Source organism: Bacteroides faecis (genome assembly GCF_020091505.1).
GTDB classification, from domain to species: domain Bacteria; phylum Bacteroidota; class Bacteroidia; order Bacteroidales; family Bacteroidaceae; genus Bacteroides; species Bacteroides faecis.
Window position 1 is genome coordinate 5,318,826 of sequence record NZ_CP081916.1, and the last position, 19,844, is coordinate 5,338,669.

Genomic DNA, 19,844 nt, shown 5'->3' on the forward strand with positions numbered 1-19,844 from the left:
AAGTCGTATCCGACAATCTATCGAGCCAAATAGTCGTCAAATTTCTAAACGGGGATTGCCTAAACCGGAAAGCCAGTTGTAGGGCTATGGGGTCTGCCCCTGAATATCCGGCATGGCAACGGAGCTTCCATAGTAGTCTGAGCAGGGTAAGGTCCTGTACATGGCGAAGGGGAGCAGCTAATTAAGTTTAACAATTTAAAGGAAGATGTGAGAGACATGAGAAATCCAGAAAATGTGTTGAACAGTCTGAGTAAACACAGCGGTAACTTGAACTATAAGTTTGAGCGGCTGTATAGAGTGCTGTTTAATGAGGAAATGTTTTATGTAGCCTATCAGAATATTTACAGCAAGACAGGCAACATGACGGCAGGAGCCGATGGTAAAACCATTGACGGAATGAGCATTGACCGAGTTGAACAATTGATTGATAGTCTCAAAAATGAGACTTATCAGCCTAATCCGTCCAAAAGGACGTACATACCTAAGAAAAACGGGAAAAAACGTCCGCTTGGCATACCCTCTTTTGATGATAAGCTGGTACAGGAAGTAGTTAGAATGATACTTGAAGCAATCTATGAAGGCAGTTTTGAACATACTTCACATGGGTTTCGTCCCAAACGAAGTTGTCATACTGCTCTTATAGATATACAAAAGACATTCACTGCCGTGAAATGGTTTATTGAAGGCGATATTAAAGGATTCTTCGACAATATCAATCATGACGTATTGATTAATATTCTTCGGGAACGTATCGCTGACGAAAGATTTTTGCGGCTTATCCGAAAGTTCCTGAATGCCGGATATGTGGAAGACTGGGTATTTCATAGAACGTACAGTGGAACTCCACAAGGCGGGATTATCAGCCCAATACTGGCTAATATCTACCTTGACAAGCTCGACAAGTACATCAAGGAATACACCAATCGGTTTAATAAAGGGGTAACGAGAAAAGGCGATGCTCGATACAAGCTCTACGAACAGCGGAGATACCGACTGGCAAAGAAGCAAAAGAATGAGAAAGATGTAAAGGTAAGGGAACAGATGACCGCTGAAATTAAGCGGCTACGAGAAGAACGGAACAACTATCCGGCACGTAATGAAATGGACAGCAGTATCAAACGGTTAAAATATGTGAGATACGCAGATGATTTTCTGATTGGAATTACCGGTAGTCTGGAAGACTGTAAAACAGTAAAAGAGGATATTAAGAACTATTTGAATGAAGCTCTTAAACTGGAACTGTCAGACGAAAAGACACTGATAACCAATGCGCAAAAGCCAGCAAAATTTCTCGGATATGACGTATTTATCCGCAGGTGTAATGATTTACGCAAGGATAAGTTCGGTAGAACGGTTAGGGCATTCGGACACAAGCCTGTCTTGTATCTGAATTTTGAAACGATGCGGAAGAAACTCTTTGATTACAAGGTCGCAAGAATAGCGGTTGTCAATGGTAAAGAGGTTTGGAAATCTATCGTCAGAACGTACATGCTGAACTTGGATGACTTGGAAATAGTCAGTCAGTTCAATGCCGAAATCCGAGGGTTCTATAATTACTACTCAATAGCCAATAATAGCTATGTCATCAATTCTTTCTATCACATTATGTCATACAGTATGTATAAGGTATTTGCGAACAAATACAAATCATCTGTAAAGAAAATCCTTCTGAAATATAAAAAGAATAAGGTTTTCCAAGTGGCATATGAAAATAGCAAGGGTAAGACACTTTACCAATCATTTTATCATGATGGTTTCAAACGCAAAAAGGTTGCAGGTAATATTTACTGTGACACTATTCCACGGACAGTTTCCATAACAGGTGGACGTAACAGCCTTATGGAAAGGCTGAAACTCCAAGTCTGCGAATTATGCGGTGCTACCGATAAACTCGAAATGCATCACGTTCGCAAACTTAAAGACCTGAAAGGTAAATCCGACTGGGAAAAGAGAATGATAGCCCGAAGACGAAAAACTTTGGCTGTCTGCTCAAAGTGTCATGCAAAGATAGACCCCGACCGAAGAATCAGACTGAATTAATTAGTGGAGAGCCGGATACAGGGAGACTTGTAAGTCCGGTTCGGAGGCGAGTACTCGGAAACCTATCATAGAAATATGACAAGGCGCTGGGTGCTTAGCCTACGCGTACACCACCGAGGAAACGGAGAAAGTGGAGGTTTACCATCTGGCGGAGAAGTTGGGCGGCGACATCGAAGCCGCCATCCGGCAACTTGCCGAGAAGCGGAGAAACAAGGAAACAACCAACAATTAAAAATGAATTTATCAACGAAAAAAGAAAAATGCGTATGAATTTACAGACAGTGAAAATGCTGCAAGTCAGCAAGTGTCTGATCGGATTGGCGGTCATGATGCTGCAATCCTGCGACGTGGCCGACAACCTCCGTGATATGCTGTGCGGGAACTGGGAGAGCGTGGAGGGGAAGCCCGATGTGCTTATCTACAAGGAGGGCGAAGCCTACAAGGTGACGGTGTTCCGCCGGAGCGGTCTGCGCCGCAAGCTGAAACCGGAAACCTATCTCTTGCAGGAGGAAAACGGCAACCTGTTCATGAACACCGGCTTCCGCATCGACGTGTCCTACAACGAGGCCACGGACGTGCTGACCTTCTCGCCGGGCGGCGACTATGTGCGGGTGAAACCGCAGCCGGGACACCCGACAGAAGAATAACAACCACTAAAATCCAAAGTAACATGAGAACAAGAATAACAATGATTATCTGCCTGTGCCTGCTTTTCGCAGGCAGGGCAAGCGCACAGTGGGTCGTAAGCGATCCGGGCAATCTGGCGCAGGGTATCATCAATGCCTCCAAAAACATCATCCATACCTCCAAGACTGCCACGAACATGGTGAGCAACTTTCAGGAAACGGTGAAAATCTATCAGCAGGGCAAAAAGTATTACGATGGTGCGCCCGTATAGGCGATATAATAAATATAGCATTGGCAAGCTATTAGGTAAGTGTTCCAATATTTACCTATCATCACCAGCTTATCTGCCCACGAAAGGACGGCAGGGAGTATAGCACGCTGGAAAGCCATAAGTCAATTAGTTATCAAATTGCAACTGAATGGTGAGATGAAACAGATAGATACGAGGATAAAATCCAAACTGATTGAATGATAGTCCAAGTGAACCCAGTATGTTTTATAGTGAAAGATAACTTAACTCGCTATACCGTAATACCTCTGTTGCGAGCGTCGTGTAGTAGAGGCAGGAACAAATTACGGCACAACCGCAGTAAGCGGTAACGGGCGGAAGTCATATCCGATAATCTATCATAGCCATGTTATTATATCGTAAACGGGGATTGCCTAAATCGGAACGCCGCAAGGCTATTAGGTACAGACCTATGAAAATCCGACAAGGCAACGGAGCTTCCGTAGTAGTCTGAGCAGGGGAAAGCCCTGTACATGGCGAAGGGAAGCAGCTAATAATTTTAATGCAAATAACGGAAAATGTGAGAGACATTATGAGAAGTCCAGAGTATGTATTAAACAGTCTAACGGAACACAGTGAAAATTTGAATTACAAGTTCGAACGCTTGTACCGTATCTTTTTCAATGAGGAAATGTATTACGTTGCCTACCAACGCATATATGCGAAACCGGGCAATATGACAGCAGGTGCAGATGGGAAAACCATTGACCAAATGAGCCTGAACCGAATTGAACAACTGATAACATCGTTGAAAGATGAGAGTTATCAGCCCCAACCCTCAAAACGGGTGTATATCCCAAAGAAAAATGGGAAAATGCGTCCATTAGGTGTACCAGCTTTTAACGATAAATTATTGCAGGAAGTGGTCAGAATGATATTGGAAGCCATCTATGAAAGACAGTTTGAAAAAACGTCGCATGGCTTCCGACCCCTAAGAAGCTGCCACACTGCCTTGTCTGATATTCAGAAGACATTTTCGGGCGTGAAATGGTTCGTAGAAGGTGATATTAAGGGATTTTTCGACAATATCAATCATGAGATACTGATAGGTATTCTGAAAGAACGTATCGCTGACGAAAGATTTATTCGCTTGATTAGAAAATTTCTGAATGCAGGATATATCGAAGACTGGAACTTTCATAACTCCTACAGCGGAACACCGCAAGGCGGAATTGTCAGCCCTATCTTGGCAAACATATACCTTGATAAGTTGGATAAATTCATGAAGGAATACACTGAAAAATTTGATAAGGGGAAAGAACGGAAAAGAACCAAACAGGCAGTATCACTTGAAGGCAAACGACACCGTATTCTGAAAAAGTTGAAAGTGGTAAAAGACAAAAATGAAAGGTCAGAATTGATAAGACAATATAAGGCTTATCAAAAAGAAGGTTTGCAGTATTCTGATGGTGACGAAATGGATATGAACTACAGAAAACTCAAATACGTGAGATATGCGGATGATTTTCTAATTGGAATCATTGGCAGTAAACAAGATGCTATCATCATCAAAGAGGACATAAAGAACTTCCTCTATGAAAAGTTGGCTCTTACACTGTCCGATGAGAAAACACTTATCACCCATGCTGAAAACGCTGCAAAATTTCTCGGATATGAGATTTTTGTAAGGAAATCCAATGACACCAAAAGAAGCAAATACGGAGTACTAAGACGTGTCTTCAATAAGAGGATACAATTGGCACTTGGAAAGGATACGTTTAAGAAAAAGTTGCTCGAATATCGTGTTTTAGAAATAAAGATACACAACGGCAAGGAGTATTGGAAAGCAAAATCCCGTCCCAAACTTTCAAACAACAATGACTTTGAGATACTTGACAGGTACAACAAGGAAATAAAGGGCATTTACAATTACTATTGTTTGGCTAATAATTGTAGTAGTCTGTCAAAACTTGGGTATATCATGAAATATAGTATGTACAAAACATTTGCGCAGAAATATCGGACAACGATGTCGCAAATCCGAAAAAAGTACACCAAGAATGGACTTTTTTCAGTTAGATACTATTTAAAGAACGGTACTGCCAAAGACTTGACCTTTTATCATGGTGGGTTCAAAAAGAAAAATCCAATGAACATTAAGGATTTAGACAACTTGCCCAAATTCACATATCATCCTACAAACACAAGTCTTATAGATAGGCTGAAAGCGGAAAAATGTGAATTATGTGGAGTAGTCGATAAGTTAGTGATGCACCATGTGAGAAAATTAAAAAATCTTCAAGGGAAAACTACCTGCGAAAAACAAATGATGGCTCGCAAACGAAAGACTATTGCCATATGTGGTAAGTGTTACAAAAAACTCAGTAACAATGAATAGATTGATATTATTAGTAGAAAGCCGGATACGCGGAGACGTGTACGTCCGGTTTGGGGGCGAGCTTCCGAAAACCCACCGTAGTAATACGGCAGGGCGTTGGATGCTTAGCCTACCCCTCAAATCGGTGAACAATCTCGTCAAGGACGCCCGCAAGGTGCAGCAGACCATCCTGATGGTAGGCGACATCACCGACATTTATGTAAACAGTTTCCAAAGGATGCTCCGTGATGGAAATTTCAGACCAGAAGAGCTGTCGGCAATCGCTTTCGGTTACACGAAACTGCTGGAAGAGAGCAACGAAGTGTTGACGGAACTGAAGAATGTGGTGAACATCACCACGCTCTCCATGACCGACAAGGAGCGCATGGACGTGGTGGAACGCTGCTACTCCAAAATGAAGCGTTACCGCAACCTTGTGAGCTATTACACCAACAAGAACATCTCCGTGAGTTATCTGCGTGCAAAGAAAAAGAACGACCTCGACCGCATCATGGGGCTGTACGGGAACATGAACGAAAGATACTGGTAAGCCTATGGAGTTCGATAACCTTCATCAGATTTTACGCTCACTTTATGAGCAGATGATGCCGCTATGTGGGGACATGGCGGGTGTGGCGAAAGGCATCGCCGGGCTGGGTGCGCTGTTCTACGTCGCCTACCGGGTATGGCAGTCGCTGGCGAGAGCCGAACCGATAGACGTATTCCCGATGCTCCGTCCTTTTGCCATCGGTCTGTGCATCATGTTCTTCCCGACTGTGGTGCTGGGCACGATAAACAGCATCCTCTCACCCGTTGTACAGGGCACGGCAAAGATGCTGGAGGCGGAAACGCTGGACATGAACCGATACAGGGAGCAGAAGGACAAGCTGGAATACGAGGCGATGGTGCGCAACCCCGAAACCGCCTACCTCGTGTCCAACGAGGAATTTGACAAGCAACTGGAGGAACTCGGCTGGTCGCCCTCCGACATGGTGACGATGGCGGGAATGTATATCGACCGGGGAATGTACAATATGAAGAAGAGCATCCGCGACTTCTTCCGCGAGATACTGGAACTGCTGTTCCAAGCCGCCGCCCTCGTGATAGACACCGTCCGCACCTTCTTTCTCGTGGTGCTGGCGATACTCGGTCCGATAGCCTTCGCCCTGTCGGTATGGGACGGTTTCCAAAGCACGCTCACGCAGTGGATATGCCGCTACATACAGGTCTATCTGTGGCTTCCGGTGTCGGACATGTTCAGCACCATACTGGCGAAGATACAGGTGCTGATGCTGCAAAGCGACATCGAGCGGATGCAGGCAGACCCGAACTTCTCGCTGGATTCGAGCGACGGGGTGTATATCGTGTTCCTCTGCATCGGCATCATCGGCTACTTCACCATTCCCACCGTTGCCGGCTGGATTATCCAAGCCGGAGGCATGGGCGGTTACGGTCGCAACGTGAACCAGATGGCGGGACGAGCCGGAAGCATGGCGGGCAGCGTGGCGGGTGCAGCCGCAGGAAACGTGGTCGGACGTGCCGGGAAACTGCTGAAATAATCAACTGACAATTAAAAACGAATAAACAACAATGGAATTTAAGTCACTTAAAAACATCGAATCATCGTTCAGGCAGATACGCCTGTTCGGTATCGTCTTCCTCTCGCTGTGCGCCGTGGTGACGGTGTGGAGCGTGTGGAACTCCTACCGTTTCGCGGAGAAGCAACGGGAGAAAATCTATGTGTTGGACAACGGCAAATCGCTGATGCTTGCGCTGTCGCAGGATCTGTCGCAGAACCGTCCAGCGGAGGCACGGGAGCATGTGCGCCGCTTCCACGAGCTTTTCTTCACGCTGTCACCTGAAAAAAGCGCGATTGAACACAACGTAAAACGTGCCTTGCTGCTGGCAGACAAGAGCGTGTACCACTATTATTCGGACTTCGCCGAGAAGGGGTACTACAACCGCATCATCGCCGGGAACATCAACCAAGTGTTGAAGGTGGACAGCGTGGTGTGTGACTTCAACGCCTATCCCTACCGTGCCGTGACTTACGCCACGCAGAAAATCATCCGGCAGAGCAACGTCACCGAGCGCAGCCTCGTGACTACCTGCCGCCTGCTGAACGCATCGCGGTCGGACGACAACCCCAATGGCTTCACCATCGAGGGCTTCACCATCATCGAGAACAAGGATTTACAGACAATCAAACGGTAACGGATTATGAAACGGAAAGTAAAAAGTATCAGAAAAACAATGTGGGGCGCATACTGGAAGCTCCACGACAAACGGAAACGGCTGGTGGCAAGGCTCAAAGGGTATTTGGACGGTTTGCCGCCGGAAACACGCCGCCGCATCATGCTGGGGATGCTCGCCGCCTTCGCGGTGCTTGCCCTCTATACCTTCGGCAGAGCCGTCTATGACATCGGCAGAAACGACGGCTCACGCATGGAAACGGGACACGCCGGACGGGTGGAACTGCCGACCCCGGTGGAAACAGACAATCACTTAACACCTTATTCATATGGAACAGACGAAGAATGAACCGACGAAAGAGAACAAAGCCGCTCCCGACACGGGAAAGCCGAAAAAGGGGCGCGAACCGCTGACAGAGGCTCAGCGGCTGAAACGGCAGAAGATGATCGTGTTGCCCGCTATGGTGCTGGTCTTCATTGGGGCGATGTGGCTGATATTCGCCCCGTCCTCCGGCAAGGAACAACCGCCGGGAACGGACGGATACAACACCGAAATGCCCGACGCTGACAAGGCGAACAAGCAGATTATCGGCGACAAGTTGAAAGCCTACGAGCATGGGGAGATGGAAGAGCGTCAGGAGAGCCGCAACCGTACCATCGGGCAGTTGAGCGACATGTTCGACCGCGAGATAGCGGGAACGGAGGACGGAACGAACTTCGACCTCGCCAATCCGGGCGGCAAGGAGGAAAAGGCACAGCCTGCCGCACCGCAGACTATCCAATCCTCCGCTGCCGCCTACCGTGACCTGAACGCCACCCTCGGCAACTTCTACGAACAGCCGAAGAACGACAATGCCGAGATGGATGAGCTGTTGGAGCGCATCGCCTCGCTGGAATCGGAACTGGAAAGCGAAAAAGGCAGGACTTCATCTATGGACGAACAGGTGGCACTTATGGAGAAGTCCTATGAGCTGGCGGCAAAGTACATGGGCGGTCAGAACGGAGGAAAGCCGGAACAGGCGGCAGAGCCTTCCACCGTGCAGAAGGGAAAGAAGAACACGGCGACACCCGTAAGGCAAGTGACCCGCCAAATCGTTTCCTTCCTTGCACAGCCCATGAGCAACGCGGAGTTTGTCGCCACCTTCTCGCAGGAACGCAACCGGGGGTTCAACACGGCTGTCGGCACTACAGAGGTATCGGACCGGAACACCATACCGGCGTGTGTGCATGGGGCGCAGAGCGTGACGGATGGGCAGACAGTAAGGCTTCGCCTGCTGGAGCCTATGGCGGTGGCGGGCAGGACAATCCCCCGCAATGCGGTGGTGGTCGGCACGGGCAAGATACAGGGGGAACGGCTCGACATCGAGATTACCTCGCTGGAATATGACGGTACGATTATCCCCGTGGAGCTTGCGGTCTATGACACGGACGGACAGCCCGGCATCTTCATCCCGAACTCGATGGAGATGAACGCCGTCAGGGAGGTCGCCGCCAACATGGGAGGTTCGTTGGGTAGCAGCATCAACATCTCCACCAATGCCGGGGCGCAGCTCGCCTCCGACTTGGGCAAGGGGCTGATACAAGGCACAAGCCAGTACATAGCCAAGAAAATGCGAACCGTAAAGGTGCATCTGAAAGCCGGGTACAGGGTTATGCTCTATCAGGAAAAGGACTGAAAACAATAATCAATCAAAAAAACATTTACCACTAAAAATCCAAAAGTAATGAGAAAAGTAATCATCATGTTTGCCCTCGCTATGGGCATCGCATCTGCCCACGCGCAGGAGAATGTAACCGTTGAAACAACCAACGGAAGTAATGAACAGCCGACCTTGACAAAGGAGGTCTATCCGCAGAAGGAGGCGGACGGCGACCTGTATCACGGGCTGTCACGCAAGCTGACCTTCGACCGCATGATACCGCCGCACGGTCTGGAAGTGACCTACGACAAGACTGTCCACGTCATCTTTCCGGCGGAGGTGCGCTATGTCGATTTAGGCTCGCCCGACCTGATTGCCGGGAAAGCCGACGGAGCGGAGAACGTCATCCGCGTGAAGGCTACCGTGAGAAATTTTCCCAACGAAACGAATATGTCCGTCATCACGGAAGACGGCAGTTTCTACACCTTCAACGTGAAGTACGCCGCCGAACCGCTGTTGCTCAACGTGGAGATGTGCGACTTCATCCATGACGGCAGCACGGTGAACCGCCCGAACAACGCGCAGGAAATCTATCTGAAAGAGCTGGGCAGCGAAAGCCCGATGCTGGTGCGCCTTATCATGAAGTCCATCCACAAACAGAACAAACGGGAGGTGAAGCATATCGGCTGCAAGCGTTTCGGCATCCAGTATCTTCTCAAAGGCATCTACACGCATAACGGATTGCTCTATTTCCACACGGAGATAAAGAACCAGAGCAACGTGCCTTTCGATGTGGACTATATCACATGGAAAATCGTGGACAAGAAGGTGGCGAAGCGTACCGCCATGCAGGAGCAGATCATCCTGCCGCTCCGAGCGCAGAACTACGCCACCCTCGTGCCGGGCAAGAAAAGTGAACGCACGGTCTTCACGATGGCTAAGTTCACCATCCCCGACGACAAATGCCTTGTGGTGGAACTGAACGAGAAGAACGGCGGCCGTCACCAGTCCTTCGTGATTGAGAACGAGGATTTGGTACGCGCGGGTACCATCAACGAACTTCAAGTACGCTGACCATGAGAAAGTACATCGCAATAATCATCGCGTCGCTTGCCCTTTTCACGGGGCAGGCGCACGCCCAGCGATGCCTGCCGAAAATGCAGGGTATCGAGGTGAGGGCGGATATGGCGGATGGCTTTAATCCCGGCGGCAAGGATGGCGGGTACAGTTTCGGGGCGGCACTCTCCACTTACACGAAGAAGGGGAACAAGTGGGTGTTCGGTGGCGAATACCTCCTGAAGAACAACCCCTATAAGGACACCAAGATACCCGTGGCGCAGTTCACGGCGGATGGCGGATATTACTTCAAGATACTGTCGGACGCCCGAAAAATCGTGTTCGTCTATGCTGGGGCTTCGGCTCTCGCCGGATATGAGTCTGTGAATTGGGGGAAGAAAATGCTGCATGACGGCTCCACGCTGCACGACCGGGACGCCTTCATCTACGGCGGCGCGCTGACGCTCGATGTGGAATGCTACGTGGCAGACCGTATAGCCCTGCTTGCCAATCTGCGGGAGCGTTGCCTTTGGGGTGGCGACACGCGGAAGTTTCACACGCAGTTCGGGGTCGGTATCAAGTTCATCATCAACTGACACGGGCATGGAAAGGACGGAAATAGATGCTGTCAGAAGGATGCCGCTTGCGGATTTTCTCGCACGGCTGGGGCATGAGCCTGTTAGAAGGAGCGGTAACGAGCTGTGGTATCTTGCCCCGTACAGGGGCGAGCGCACACCCTCTTTCCGTGTGAACGTGGCGAAACAGCTCTGGTACGACTTCGGTTTGGGCAAGGGCGGCGACATCTTCACGCTTGCCGGGGAGTTTCTGCAAAGCGATGACTTTAGGACGCAGGCGAAGTTCATAGCGGAAGCCGCCAACATGACGGTGACCGGATGGGAAAAACCCGCCTATCTCCCGAAGCCGATTGAACCCGTCTTTGAGGATGTGGAGGCAGTTCCGTTGTTTCGTTCACCGCTGACGGAGTATCTGGCAGAACGGGGCATCCCTTACGCCATCGCATCCCGTCACTGTTGCCGTCTTAACTACGGCGTTCGTGGGAAACGGTATTTTGCCGTCGGCTTCCCGAACATGGCAGGTGGCTATGAAGTCAGAAGCCGATATTTCAAGGGTTGCATCCCGCCAAAAGATATGTCTTTGGTAATGGCTAAAGAAATTCCGGCTGACGAATGCCTCGTGTTCGAGGGCTTCATGGACTTCCTTTCTGCGGTGACGCTTGGCGTAACCGGTAACGCTGACTGCCTTGTGCTGAACTCCGTCGCCAACGTGGAGAAGGCGGCGGGATTGCTGGACGGCTACGGGCGCATCGACTGTTTCCTTGACCGTGACGAAGCCGGACGGCGGACGCTTGCCGCACTTGTGGGGCGATACGGGGAGCGTGTCACCGACCGTTCCTCCCTCTATGACGGTTGCAAGGACTTGAACAAGTACCTGCAACTGACAACGAAAAATTAAAAAACAACCATCTAAAAATCGAAGAACAATGAACATACTGAACAACAGAAACAAGAGAACATCCATCTTCAAGGCGGTGGCGTTATGCCTGATAGCCGCCGTGTCATTCACCCTCGTATCGTGCGACGACGACATGGACATTCAACAGTCCTATCCCTTCACGGTGGAGGTCATGCCCGTGCCGAACAAGGTGACAAAGGGGCAGACGGTGGAAATCCGCTGTGAGCTGAAAAAGAAGGGCGACTTCGCTAACACGCTTTACACTATCCGCTATTTTCAGTTTGAGGGAGAAGGAAAGTTGAAAATGGACAACGGCATCACCTTCCTGCCCAACGACCGCTACCTGCTGGAGAACGGGAAGTTCCGTCTGTACTACACGGCGGAGGGTGAAGAAGCACACAACTTCATCGTGGTGGTGGAGGACAACTTCGGCAACTCCTTCGAGTTGGAATTTGACTTCAACAACCGGAATGTAAAGGATGACGGTTTGACCATCGTTCCCATCGGCAACTTCAGCCCCTTGTTGAAATGATGCGTGTATTCATGATAATGCTCTGTTCGCTTCTGGCGGTCTGTTCCGTATCTGCACGGACCAGCCGCCAAGAGGAAACGGACGGGCAGGCGGCAATCTACCGTCTGCCACTTATGGAACGGGCTTTTTTATGCTGTCGCTATTTTGAGGGCTGGCACTCAGAAAAACACCATCCATACGTGGGTTGGGGTCACAAACTTTTGCCAAACGAGAAGTATTCAGCACGAACCATGACAAAATGGGACGCGGATGAACTTTTGCGGAAAGACCTGCGCAAATTTGTCGCCATGTTCCGTAAATTCGGAGTTGATTCGACTTTGCTTGGCACGTTAGCTTACAATGTGGGACCGGCGAAGCTGTTAGGCAGCAAGACACTCCCCAAAAGTACCTTAATCAAGAAATTGGAAGCTGGCGACAGGAACATTTACCGTGAGTATATCGCCTTCTGCAACTACAAGGGTAAACGCCACGCCATGCTGCTCAAACGGAGAAAAGCGGAGTTTGCGCTGTTGTATATCCCATAAATGTAAATAGACAAAAGAACCTCCGATGAAACCACAACTTCATCGGAGGTTTTCCGGTTTGTTAAAATTGAATTTTTACTTCTTTCTCTTTAATATGTATCACATCTCCCATAATCGTCATAGGGCACATTTTCCCATTCCAAGGTTCATCATAACATTCATCTTTATCATACTTTTCTTTTTCACAAAACGAATGCAATGGGCATACATAACCATATTTGTGCAATCTCGTTAAATATGAAAATAATGCATTGTGCCCTATTAGTGCCAACATATCATCAGATAATTTTTCGGAATCTATTGAGGATGAAGGTGTGGATTAAAATCGCCACTGTCTGTATAGCTATAAGGCATTCCTAAAAAATCTATTAACGTTTTAATTCGTTCCTTAGATAAGGGTTGGTAATCAGTAATCAAAGTTAAGATAGGAACAAATCCTTTGGCAGGACGAATTCGTTCCAAAACTTCGCCAATATAATCGATTCCGACTCGGACACTTTTAAAAAAGACTTGTTTGAATGTGTCTATAAGAGTATCAAAAAAGTCACAAACTGACATTGCTTTTCCCTTGATGTATATTTTATCTTCATTGACGAACCGTTCAAACAATTCTATTGCAGATAAATCCGGATTTTCATTCGCGTATGCTAAGTTATCTATTAGAACTTCAGCAGGAGAAAGGCTAAACAAAGATATATAGCAAATAGTTATCAGTTTTATATTATCAGATGCTATTGCAGAAAAATGTTGTTCTGCAATAATCTTAATTAAATTATATGGGAGGTCAAATTCTTCATGAGTTGCAGTTTCATCTATGAGCATTTGATACAATGCTGCCATACTCTCCTTAATAATGTTAGCACCCAAAACAATGGTTTGTTTTGAACCATCCGTAAAACTGATATCTAATGTTATTATTGGTAAATTTCTATTATTTACCTTTTTATAGTTTCTATGGATGCAAATCCGTTCACTTACATCTATTTTAAAATTATTTCTCCGTGTATCTGAAAGTGGGCAATATCCTGTTCCACATTCTACAATATCCATTTTATTCTTCAATCCTTGAGAATAATCAATATTTAATGGGAGAGTGATAGTAGATGTAGCATTTTCTACAAAAGCATATGTTTCCGCCATTATATTATATCGAACCATACTATCATATAGTCCCCACGGAGTTGATACATTTTGAAGAAAGTGGATGTATTCATGAACAAGAGTTCCTAATGTTGGGACATCAAGTTCATCGATGTTTCCATCAAAAGAATTGTGAATACGAATCTGCATAAACGCCGGCTGATATTCACCTTTACTATTATTTCGTTCTGTTATGATGTGCTTTTGACTTATTGTTAATTCACACATAATATTACTATGATTATGAGTATCAATACTTTTACAAAGATACTCATAATATTTTATATATCGCTAACAAGCGATTGAAACAAAGGTTTCTTTGCTACTTTCTTTGTCCGCCATCATGCTCACTGAAAGAAAGTAGGGCGGCTCTCGCCGCCCCTCCACTCAAAAGCGTGTGTAAAGTCCCGTCACCATCGTGAACATTTCCTCCAACATATCAAAATAGATGCCCTCGTGTATGGCAATGTCCTTTGTTCTGCTCTCGAATGTCTTTTTGCTGAATGTCCTGCGGTAGAAACGCATATTGTAGAGGTCTGCCCCTGCATCATAGATGATGTCAAGGCGGTTGGCACTTGTCTTGTTCCTTGCAAGGCTCATCCGTAAGCCGTTGCCCATATCTATGAAGTCACGGCTTCCCGTCATGGCGGTGAAGCGTCTTCCGCCTATCTGCTGTAATATCGTCTGTGCTATCATATCCGTTGTTTTAGGGTTTTAAGTGTTGGCGGTGCGGACACCGCCAACTTGTTCAAAATTCTCGCATCTCGGCAATGGGTGTCTGTCGTTGCAGCCACTCTTTCACACACTCCATATTATACTCGCTCGTGATGACTGCCGTATGGCTGTCGGTGGCGGTGAAACGTGTGCTTTCGTAATCATCTATCCACCCTTTGAGGGTGTTCGTTCCCCACGCTTGGGCTTCGTCAAAGATACCGTCCAATGCCGTGATAGGTTCGCTGAATTTGACTATCAGCGTTTGATAGGTCGTGTTCATCGGTTGCCCTCCTTTCCCTGCTTTGCGTTCAGCCACTTGTTCCTTGCGGTTCGGCACTCGTCCAATGTGGGTTTGACACAAGCGAACAGTTCTCCGTCCGTATGGCGGTAGTCGTACTGCACAAGTGTCCGCTTGCGTCTGCCGATACCCGATTGGAAACGCTCATATTTCTCCGTACCTGCTTCCGTACAGGTGCTTACTCCGTTGATGGTCATTCGTGTTGCCATAATGTTGCTTTTTAGATGATTAAAAATGTACTGACAGAACTCTGTCCTTCATCACCATTTCGGGGTTGCTCGTGTAGCGTTGATGCAGGTAGAAATGGTGTGAGCCGAAGCCGTAAAGGAAAAACTTGTCAAGTTCGTGCTTCTCGGCAAACTCCTTCACACTCCTTCTCAATCCCTCCTCACTCGTTGTGAGAGTGAGGAGATTTACAAATTCAATGAACATCGTGGGAATTGCATCATCCCACACACAAATCATGCTTTCGATTCTTACTTCCATATCAATGTTGTTTTAGGGTTTATGCTATGCCGCTTTCATCCGCTCACGGATAAGGTTGGCGTTCTTGTTCACAAGGTCTATGATGCGTTCGTGGTATTCGGTGTCTTGGTTGTACTTGCCGTGGCACTGCACCACCTTGAGTGTCCGCAAATCCACCTCTACGGTTTCAATTATCTCACCGCCAATCCTTGCCGAGAGTATGAGGGTGTCGGCTTTCTTGTAGTATTCACTGCCGAACACGCAGATGTTCTGTGCCTTGCCCTCGCTGTAATACTCGTCTATGCTTTCAAGCACCTTGATGATTATTTCCTCGTCCGTGATTACCAATCCGAAGAATTTGGATTTGTTGGCGATGAAATCCTCCGCATCTTTTTCCCTTTGCAGTTGCCGCTGTTGCTCACGCTCACGCCTTTCAATCTCCCAGCGGCGGCGTTGCTCTGCTCATTCCTTCTCGTGTATGGTTTCAATCTTTCGGGTTGCGTTGTCGTGTGCCGCCATGAAATCTTCGGGGCAGATGTTCTTCGGGTTGCGGAGGTCTTGACCGAGTTTGTTGAGCATACGCAAATAGTCGCACCACATGGAGAAGTTGTCTATCAGATACTTGTGACGCTTGGCAATCAGATATGATGCCCAGCATTCATCGGCAGTACGGGCATTGAAAATAAAGTGTTTCATAACCTCAATCTCACCGCCTTTCATAAGGGTTTCAATTCTTGGGTCAGAAAGCAAGGCTTTGAAAAGACGCACGGGGGAAATGCCGTGGAAATCGCCCTTGAAGCCGTTACGTCTGAGTTGAGGTAATACCCTCATTTTGGGATATGCACAGCTTCTTGCCACAACATCATCGTATAGGCTGTTGTGCGGTCTTATCTCCATCGCGCTGCACAATGCCCATACATCGCAGTAATAGAATGTGAAGCCACGGAGCAACGCCATGTCTGTAACCTTACCGTCGGGTGAAATCCAACGCTGCACAACCTCGTGGCAGTAGAATTGCATCGGCTCGCCTTTCCTGCTTTCGCATCTGACCTGCGCCACACGGATTACCTGATAGCCTTTGCAGATGGTTATCACGCTGAAATATTGCGTTTCCTTGTAGATACGTTTGCGTGTGTCCTGCACTTTGAGTTTGGCATGGCATTGGGAACAGGTGCAACCTTCAAGGGTGTCGCATAGTCCACTGTCACTGTGCCACTCGTGACCGCAGTCGGAGCAGGTAATGTTCCCTTTCTTGGTGCGGTAGCCGATATGTTCAACGCAGTGGCGGTATGCCCATTCAATTTGTGTCGTTGATATGGGGCGGAGGTTGGCTGAAAGTCTTGCCACCTCTTTCTGTATCTTGGTCTTCGGTTTCATAAGCCTAAATCAAATAATGAGGGTTGGGGGTGGTTTTCTTTTCTCGCTGACGGTCTGTTGCGGTTCTGCAACTTGCGGAGTTCCTCCTCTTGGTATCTGCGGACTGCATTCTGACGTGCCTCCGCCTTTTCCTCTTCCGTGAGTTCCACAACATGGTTCACCACCACTTGGCAGTTCATAGGTTTGCCCACCTCTATCTCGTTTTCCTCATAGTAGTGGATGGCTTGCCCGAATATCTCTCCGTCCGTGAAGCCGTTGCAACCACTTTTCTGCACATGGTTCAGAATGTGGGTCACGCACTCGTCTATGTTCTTGGCAGGGTTGCGGTACTTCTTCGCAAAGAGCGTATCTTCCTCCGCCCGCTGTTCCAGATACATTTGTATCGTTCTTTTGAAATGGTCTGTTCCTTTCATATCGCTGTCGTTTTTAGATTGTCTGTTTAAGTATCTCTCTCCAATAGGTCGGCTCTACCTCGCTGAGAAGGAAGTCCATGAAGTCCCTCCGTGCGTCTTTGTTTAGTTCGTGGTACAATCTTCGGAACGTTTCAAAATTGCCGTTGATGTACGTTTCCACCATATACACGAAGATGTTGTCCACCTCGTAATATCTGCACTGCTGCGCTACCGTCTTGCTGTTTCTCTTTGTCATGTCGGTAAGGGTTAAAGAGTTAATGACCAAAGGATGAAGCCGAAGTAGGCAATGGTGGAAAGGATAGCCACGATTACACCTATCGCCACTCGGAACACTCCGTTTACAATCTCTCTGATGATGCCCCAAAGGATGCCGAACACCCCGAAGGCGGTGCGCATCATCAAGCCGCATATCGCCAACCCGATGTATTGCGCCACTTGTCTGAAATTTGCCGTTGCTGTCATATCTTCGCTGTTTTTAATTTTTTTGTTTTTTATGCGGATTCAAGAGCTGAGGGAGTTGAGTTTCAAACTATCTTATCTGCCTCTCGTTTATCCGACATTTTTTTTATGCGTCTTTCTGTCGCATCGGTCGTTTTCGTTTCGGGTGCTTGAAAAGGTAGGGATTAGGGAATGCAAGGTTTTTCGGGGAAATACTACCCGAAGGGCTGGAGATTTCCGCAGAAAACAGGAGGCTTGACCTTGCTTTCCCGTCCAATCCCGGAATTACCTTTGCGCCCAGAACGAAAATGACTGACTGATGCGGCTTACTGAAAGGCGCAAAATGGAGGTAAACGAAAACAGAGGCAGATTAGGTAGAAAAAACTTTAGGGGAAAATCCGTAAAAAGAGGAAACCGTCTGAAAGAAAAAGACATCACCGGAAGCGTGAAAAGGGCAAACCACGACAAAGGAAGTATGATTGTTTCCGTTCCGACGGAACTTGTCCAGCCGGGCGGCAACAATCATTCTTCCCGGTTTGTCCGGCTGTGTGTGACCGCCTGTTTCATTCATGAGGCAGGCTGACACACTCTGCATTCACTTTCCGCTTCCGGCAAAAGGGACAGCAAAAAAAGAAAAATCATCTGGTAGCCCGTAAAAGCACCTCTTGGCATAGACGCAAAAGAAAGGGGCATTGCGTCATCAGTCTAAACATCGTTTAGGCGTGAGGCAATGCCCTTTTCTCCGGCTATGCGGTAGTCGGCACACGATTGTTCAAAACTCGTTTTTGGCAATGGTGTTCCGACAAACAAAACCGCTTTTACGGAAAAATCTTATGAATGAGGGGATAAAAAACGGGAGTTTATATCAAAATCTCGAATTAAATAGCTACTTTTGCATAGGAAGAGTTCTTTGAAGGTTACGCAATGCGCAGAAAGATAATGCAGTAGATAACTAACTAAATCGTAACCTATTACTATCAAGAGCAATTAACCTACGCTCATTTCCAATAAATTACACTCTTTTCGTAACTTCGCATAACAAAGATAATTATTTGAACGAACTATCCAAAACTATAATCATTCCGGCGTATGACCGTTTTTTATAATGCCAGGCGGTAGATCTCCTTACTGTCTTTCTTTGTCAGCTTCACATAGTTACCCACAAATTCACCTTTATTGCGATGCAGACTATCTGCAAGGCGGTCAATATCCGGATTTTCTATACCCAGTTCTTTGAAGGTTACAGGTAAGCCAATCGATTTGAAGAAAGCTTTCAAGCGGGCAATCCCTTCAAGTGCCACTTTCTTTTTATCGTCCGACTCTTCCACTCCCCACACACGAACAGCATATTGGGCTATTTTATCTACATTGTGTTCTGTCATCCATGTCATCCAGGCAGGGAAGATCACAGACAGACCGGCTCCATGAGTAACATTGTAGATAGCACTGATTTCATGTTCGAGGAAATGGGAAGCCCAGTCTTCTTCGCAACCGACCCCGCATGTTCCGTTATGGGCGATGGTTCCACACCACATCAGATTGGCACGGGCACCGTAGTTTTCGGGTTCTTTCATCACCGTTGCCGCTTCTTTGATAATGGCAAGCAATGTGCCTTCGCACAGGCGGTCGCCTATCTCTACTTCTTTTGTATTGGTAAAGTAACGCTCCATAATGTGCGCCATCATATCGGCAATGCCACAGGCAGTCTGGAAGGGAGGAAGTGTATAAGTCAGTTCAGGATTCATCACCGCAAATACAGGACGCAGCACGCCGGGCGCACGCAGGCTTAATTTCTGCAATCCGTCGACTTTAGTGATCACGGTATTGCCGGAACCTTCACTTCCGGCAGCGGGAATCGTCAGCACGACAGCAACCTTCAGTGCTTTGGCCACGATGGATTTTCCTATGTAGAAATCCCAGAAGTCACCGTCATAAGGTACTCCGGCAGCAATGGCTTTCGCTGTATCAATCACCGAACCGCCTCCTACCGCAAGCATCATGTCAACGTTTTCTTTCCGGCACAAGTCGATACCTTCATATACTTTCGTATCTATGGGATTAGGCTGTACTCCACCCAGCATACAATAAGGAATGCCTGCTTTCCGCAAGGAGTCTTCCACACGGGCAAGCAGACCGCTGCGCACTACCGAACCGCCTCCATAGACAATCATTACTTTTCGTGCACCGTACTTCTGTACCAGTGCTCCCGTTTGAGTTTCCGTATCCCGCCCGAATACAAATTCGGTAGGACTATAAAAGATAAAATTGTTCATTGTCGTACTTTTAGTAAGTCTTTATATAAGCCTCAC

At 47.5% G+C, this 19,844-nt stretch carries 22 protein-coding genes and 3 pseudogenes; 15 read left to right on the plus strand and 10 right to left on the minus strand.

The annotated features are described in order from the left end of the window. Window positions 1–216 precede the first annotated feature (216 nt). The 14 genes and pseudogenes from K6V30_RS20990 to K6V30_RS21055 all read left to right on the plus strand — a co-directional run bounded on the left by K6V30_RS20990 (window position 217) and on the right by K6V30_RS21055 (window position 12,690). Complete coding sequence (locus K6V30_RS20990) at window positions 217–2,040, plus strand: reverse transcriptase domain-containing protein (protein WP_055270625.1); 1,824 nt, start codon at window positions 217–219, stop codon at window positions 2,038–2,040. Between the two features lie 266 nt (window positions 2,041–2,306). After that, window positions 2,307–2,687 (plus strand): DUF3876 domain-containing protein, encoded by a 381-nt coding sequence (locus K6V30_RS20995; RefSeq protein WP_004348448.1) that lies wholly within the window; start codon window positions 2,307–2,309, stop codon window positions 2,685–2,687. Window positions 2,688–2,710: 23 nt separating this feature from the next. Next, window positions 2,711–2,923: pseudogene (locus K6V30_RS21000) on the plus strand (DUF4141 domain-containing protein); the annotation flags it as partial. 565 nt (window positions 2,924–3,488) lie between these two features. After that, the gene (locus K6V30_RS21005) at window positions 3,489–5,294 is read left to right on the plus strand and encodes a reverse transcriptase/maturase family protein (RefSeq protein ID WP_025066979.1); all 1,806 of its coding nucleotides are present in this window, start codon (window positions 3,489–3,491) and stop codon (window positions 5,292–5,294) included. A gap of 115 nt (window positions 5,295–5,409) precedes the next feature. After that, a pseudogene (locus K6V30_RS21010) lies at window positions 5,410–5,823 on the plus strand (DUF4141 domain-containing protein); the annotation flags it as partial. Window positions 5,824–5,827: 4 nt separating this feature from the next. Continuing rightward, entirely contained in the window at window positions 5,828–6,832 is a 1,005-nt protein-coding gene (traJ, locus tag K6V30_RS21015; RefSeq protein ID WP_002560977.1) for a conjugative transposon protein TraJ, read from the plus strand. A gap of 31 nt (window positions 6,833–6,863) precedes the next feature. Continuing rightward, on the plus strand, window positions 6,864–7,487 hold the full coding sequence (gene traK / locus K6V30_RS21020) for a conjugative transposon protein TraK (RefSeq protein WP_004348447.1): 624 nt from the start codon (window positions 6,864–6,866) through the stop codon (window positions 7,485–7,487). Window positions 7,488–7,526: 39 nt separating this feature from the next. Further along, complete coding sequence (locus K6V30_RS21025; RefSeq protein ID WP_004348446.1) at window positions 7,527–7,814, plus strand: TraL conjugative transposon family protein; 288 nt, start codon at window positions 7,527–7,529, stop codon at window positions 7,812–7,814. Beyond that, window positions 7,795–9,141 carry a conjugative transposon protein TraM gene (gene traM, locus K6V30_RS21030; RefSeq protein WP_004348445.1) on the plus strand — a complete coding sequence of 449 codons (1,347 nt, stop codon included), beginning with the start codon at window positions 7,795–7,797 and terminating at the stop codon, window positions 9,139–9,141. Before K6V30_RS21025 ends, traM begins: the two co-directional genes overlap by 20 nt. Window positions 9,142–9,189: 48 nt before the next feature. Next, window positions 9,190–10,179, plus strand: a complete 990-nt coding sequence (gene traN / locus K6V30_RS21035) for a conjugative transposon protein TraN (RefSeq protein WP_004348444.1) — start codon at window positions 9,190–9,192, stop codon at window positions 10,177–10,179. Window positions 10,180–10,181: 2 nt separating this feature from the next. Next, window positions 10,182–10,757 (plus strand): conjugal transfer protein TraO, encoded by a 576-nt coding sequence (locus K6V30_RS21040; protein ID WP_004348443.1) that lies wholly within the window; start codon window positions 10,182–10,184, stop codon window positions 10,755–10,757. A gap of 7 nt (window positions 10,758–10,764) precedes the next feature. After that, window positions 10,765–11,634: a toprim domain-containing protein gene (locus K6V30_RS21045; RefSeq protein WP_004348442.1), complete on the plus strand. Its 870-nt coding sequence runs from the start codon at window positions 10,765–10,767 to the stop codon at window positions 11,632–11,634. 28 nt (window positions 11,635–11,662) lie between these two features. Next, the gene (locus K6V30_RS21050) at window positions 11,663–12,166 is read left to right on the plus strand and encodes a DUF3872 domain-containing protein (protein ID WP_004348441.1); all 504 of its coding nucleotides are present in this window, start codon (window positions 11,663–11,665) and stop codon (window positions 12,164–12,166) included. After that, a complete protein-coding gene (locus tag K6V30_RS21055) occupies window positions 12,163–12,690 on the plus strand; it encodes a glycoside hydrolase family protein (RefSeq protein ID WP_004348440.1) in 528 nt (175 codons plus the stop codon). The genes K6V30_RS21050 and K6V30_RS21055 overlap by 4 nt, the downstream gene beginning before the upstream one ends. Window positions 12,691–12,987: 297 nt before the next feature. Here K6V30_RS21055 and K6V30_RS21060 read toward each other — a convergent pair whose 3' ends face one another. The 9 genes and pseudogenes from K6V30_RS21060 to K6V30_RS21100 form a co-directional block, all read right to left on the minus strand. Next, complete coding sequence (locus K6V30_RS21060; protein ID WP_004348439.1) at window positions 12,988–14,058, minus strand: hypothetical protein; 1,071 nt, start codon at window positions 14,056–14,058, stop codon at window positions 12,988–12,990. Between the two features lie 159 nt (window positions 14,059–14,217). Next, a complete protein-coding gene (locus tag K6V30_RS21065; RefSeq protein WP_004348438.1) occupies window positions 14,218–14,526 on the minus strand; it encodes a hypothetical protein in 309 nt (102 codons plus the stop codon). A 52-nt stretch (window positions 14,527–14,578) separates the two neighbouring features. Continuing rightward, window positions 14,579–14,824 carry a DUF6956 domain-containing protein gene (locus tag K6V30_RS21070; protein ID WP_004348437.1) on the minus strand — a complete coding sequence of 82 codons (246 nt, stop codon included), beginning with the start codon at window positions 14,822–14,824 and terminating at the stop codon, window positions 14,579–14,581. Beyond that, complete coding sequence (locus K6V30_RS21075) at window positions 14,821–15,051, minus strand: DUF3873 domain-containing protein (RefSeq protein WP_007487606.1); 231 nt, start codon at window positions 15,049–15,051, stop codon at window positions 14,821–14,823. Before K6V30_RS21075 ends, K6V30_RS21070 begins: the two co-directional genes overlap by 4 nt. Before the next feature lie 19 nt (window positions 15,052–15,070). Continuing rightward, complete coding sequence (locus K6V30_RS21080; protein ID WP_007487603.1) at window positions 15,071–15,328, minus strand: hypothetical protein; 258 nt, start codon at window positions 15,326–15,328, stop codon at window positions 15,071–15,073. Window positions 15,329–15,352: 24 nt separating this feature from the next. Then, window positions 15,353–16,684, minus strand: a pseudogene (locus K6V30_RS21085) (PcfJ domain-containing protein). After that, window positions 16,681–17,097 (minus strand): PcfK-like family protein, encoded by a 417-nt coding sequence (locus K6V30_RS21090; RefSeq protein WP_007487599.1) that lies wholly within the window; start codon window positions 17,095–17,097, stop codon window positions 16,681–16,683. The pseudogene K6V30_RS21085 and the gene K6V30_RS21090 overlap by 4 nt, the downstream one beginning before the upstream one ends. Window positions 17,098–17,110: 13 nt before the next feature. Beyond that, the gene (locus tag K6V30_RS21095; protein ID WP_004348431.1) at window positions 17,111–17,332 is read right to left on the minus strand and encodes a hypothetical protein; all 222 of its coding nucleotides are present in this window, start codon (window positions 17,330–17,332) and stop codon (window positions 17,111–17,113) included. Window positions 17,333–17,343: 11 nt separating this feature from the next. After that, window positions 17,344–17,559 (minus strand): hypothetical protein, encoded by a 216-nt coding sequence (locus K6V30_RS21100; protein ID WP_004348429.1) that lies wholly within the window; start codon window positions 17,557–17,559, stop codon window positions 17,344–17,346. Between the two features lie 295 nt (window positions 17,560–17,854). On the opposite strand from K6V30_RS21100, the gene K6V30_RS21105 reads away from it, so the two are divergent. Next, window positions 17,855–18,118, plus strand: coding sequence for a hypothetical protein (locus tag K6V30_RS21105; protein WP_025813562.1), 264 nt, complete (start codon window positions 17,855–17,857; stop codon window positions 18,116–18,118). A gap of 517 nt (window positions 18,119–18,635) precedes the next feature. On the opposite strand, the gene K6V30_RS21110 is transcribed toward K6V30_RS21105, so the two are convergent. Further along, window positions 18,636–19,808: an iron-containing alcohol dehydrogenase gene (locus K6V30_RS21110; protein ID WP_010538765.1), complete on the minus strand. Its 1,173-nt coding sequence runs from the start codon at window positions 19,806–19,808 to the stop codon at window positions 18,636–18,638. Between the last annotated feature and the right edge of the window lie 36 nt (window positions 19,809–19,844).

Excerpts from the sequence above, each read along its gene's own strand:
- K6V30_RS20990 (WP_055270625.1), top strand. The coding sequence starts at position 217 with ATGAGAAATCCAGAAAATGTGTTGAACAGTCTGAGTAAACACAGCGGT.
- K6V30_RS20995 (WP_004348448.1), top strand. The coding sequence starts at position 2,307 with ATGAATTTACAGACAGTGAAAATGCTGCAAGTCAGCAAGTGTCTGATC.
- K6V30_RS21005 (WP_025066979.1), top strand. The coding sequence starts at position 3,489 with ATGAGAAGTCCAGAGTATGTATTAAACAGTCTAACGGAACACAGTGAA.
- traJ (WP_002560977.1), top strand. The coding sequence starts at position 5,828 with ATGGAGTTCGATAACCTTCATCAGATTTTACGCTCACTTTATGAGCAG.
- traK (WP_004348447.1), top strand. The coding sequence starts at position 6,864 with ATGGAATTTAAGTCACTTAAAAACATCGAATCATCGTTCAGGCAGATA.
- K6V30_RS21025 (WP_004348446.1), top strand. The coding sequence starts at position 7,527 with ATGTGGGGCGCATACTGGAAGCTCCACGACAAACGGAAACGGCTGGTG.
- traM (WP_004348445.1), top strand. The coding sequence starts at position 7,795 with ATGGAACAGACGAAGAATGAACCGACGAAAGAGAACAAAGCCGCTCCC.
- traN (WP_004348444.1), top strand. The coding sequence starts at position 9,190 with ATGAGAAAAGTAATCATCATGTTTGCCCTCGCTATGGGCATCGCATCT.
- K6V30_RS21040 (WP_004348443.1), top strand. The coding sequence starts at position 10,182 with ATGAGAAAGTACATCGCAATAATCATCGCGTCGCTTGCCCTTTTCACG.
- K6V30_RS21045 (WP_004348442.1), top strand. The coding sequence starts at position 10,765 with ATGGAAAGGACGGAAATAGATGCTGTCAGAAGGATGCCGCTTGCGGAT.
- K6V30_RS21050 (WP_004348441.1), top strand. The coding sequence starts at position 11,663 with ATGAACATACTGAACAACAGAAACAAGAGAACATCCATCTTCAAGGCG.
- K6V30_RS21055 (WP_004348440.1), top strand. The coding sequence starts at position 12,163 with ATGATGCGTGTATTCATGATAATGCTCTGTTCGCTTCTGGCGGTCTGT.
- K6V30_RS21060 (WP_004348439.1), bottom strand. The coding sequence starts at position 14,058 with ATGTGTGAATTAACAATAAGTCAAAAGCACATCATAACAGAACGAAAT.
- K6V30_RS21065 (WP_004348438.1), bottom strand. The coding sequence starts at position 14,526 with ATGATAGCACAGACGATATTACAGCAGATAGGCGGAAGACGCTTCACC.
- K6V30_RS21070 (WP_004348437.1), bottom strand. The coding sequence starts at position 14,824 with ATGAACACGACCTATCAAACGCTGATAGTCAAATTCAGCGAACCTATC.
- K6V30_RS21075 (WP_007487606.1), bottom strand. The coding sequence starts at position 15,051 with ATGGCAACACGAATGACCATCAACGGAGTAAGCACCTGTACGGAAGCA.
- K6V30_RS21080 (WP_007487603.1), bottom strand. The coding sequence starts at position 15,328 with ATGGAAGTAAGAATCGAAAGCATGATTTGTGTGTGGGATGATGCAATT.
- K6V30_RS21090 (WP_007487599.1), bottom strand. The coding sequence starts at position 17,097 with ATGAAAGGAACAGACCATTTCAAAAGAACGATACAAATGTATCTGGAA.
- K6V30_RS21095 (WP_004348431.1), bottom strand. The coding sequence starts at position 17,332 with ATGACAAAGAGAAACAGCAAGACGGTAGCGCAGCAGTGCAGATATTAC.
- K6V30_RS21100 (WP_004348429.1), bottom strand. The coding sequence starts at position 17,559 with ATGACAGCAACGGCAAATTTCAGACAAGTGGCGCAATACATCGGGTTG.
- K6V30_RS21105 (WP_025813562.1), top strand. The coding sequence starts at position 17,855 with ATGCGGCTTACTGAAAGGCGCAAAATGGAGGTAAACGAAAACAGAGGC.
- K6V30_RS21110 (WP_010538765.1), bottom strand. The coding sequence starts at position 19,808 with ATGAACAATTTTATCTTTTATAGTCCTACCGAATTTGTATTCGGGCGG.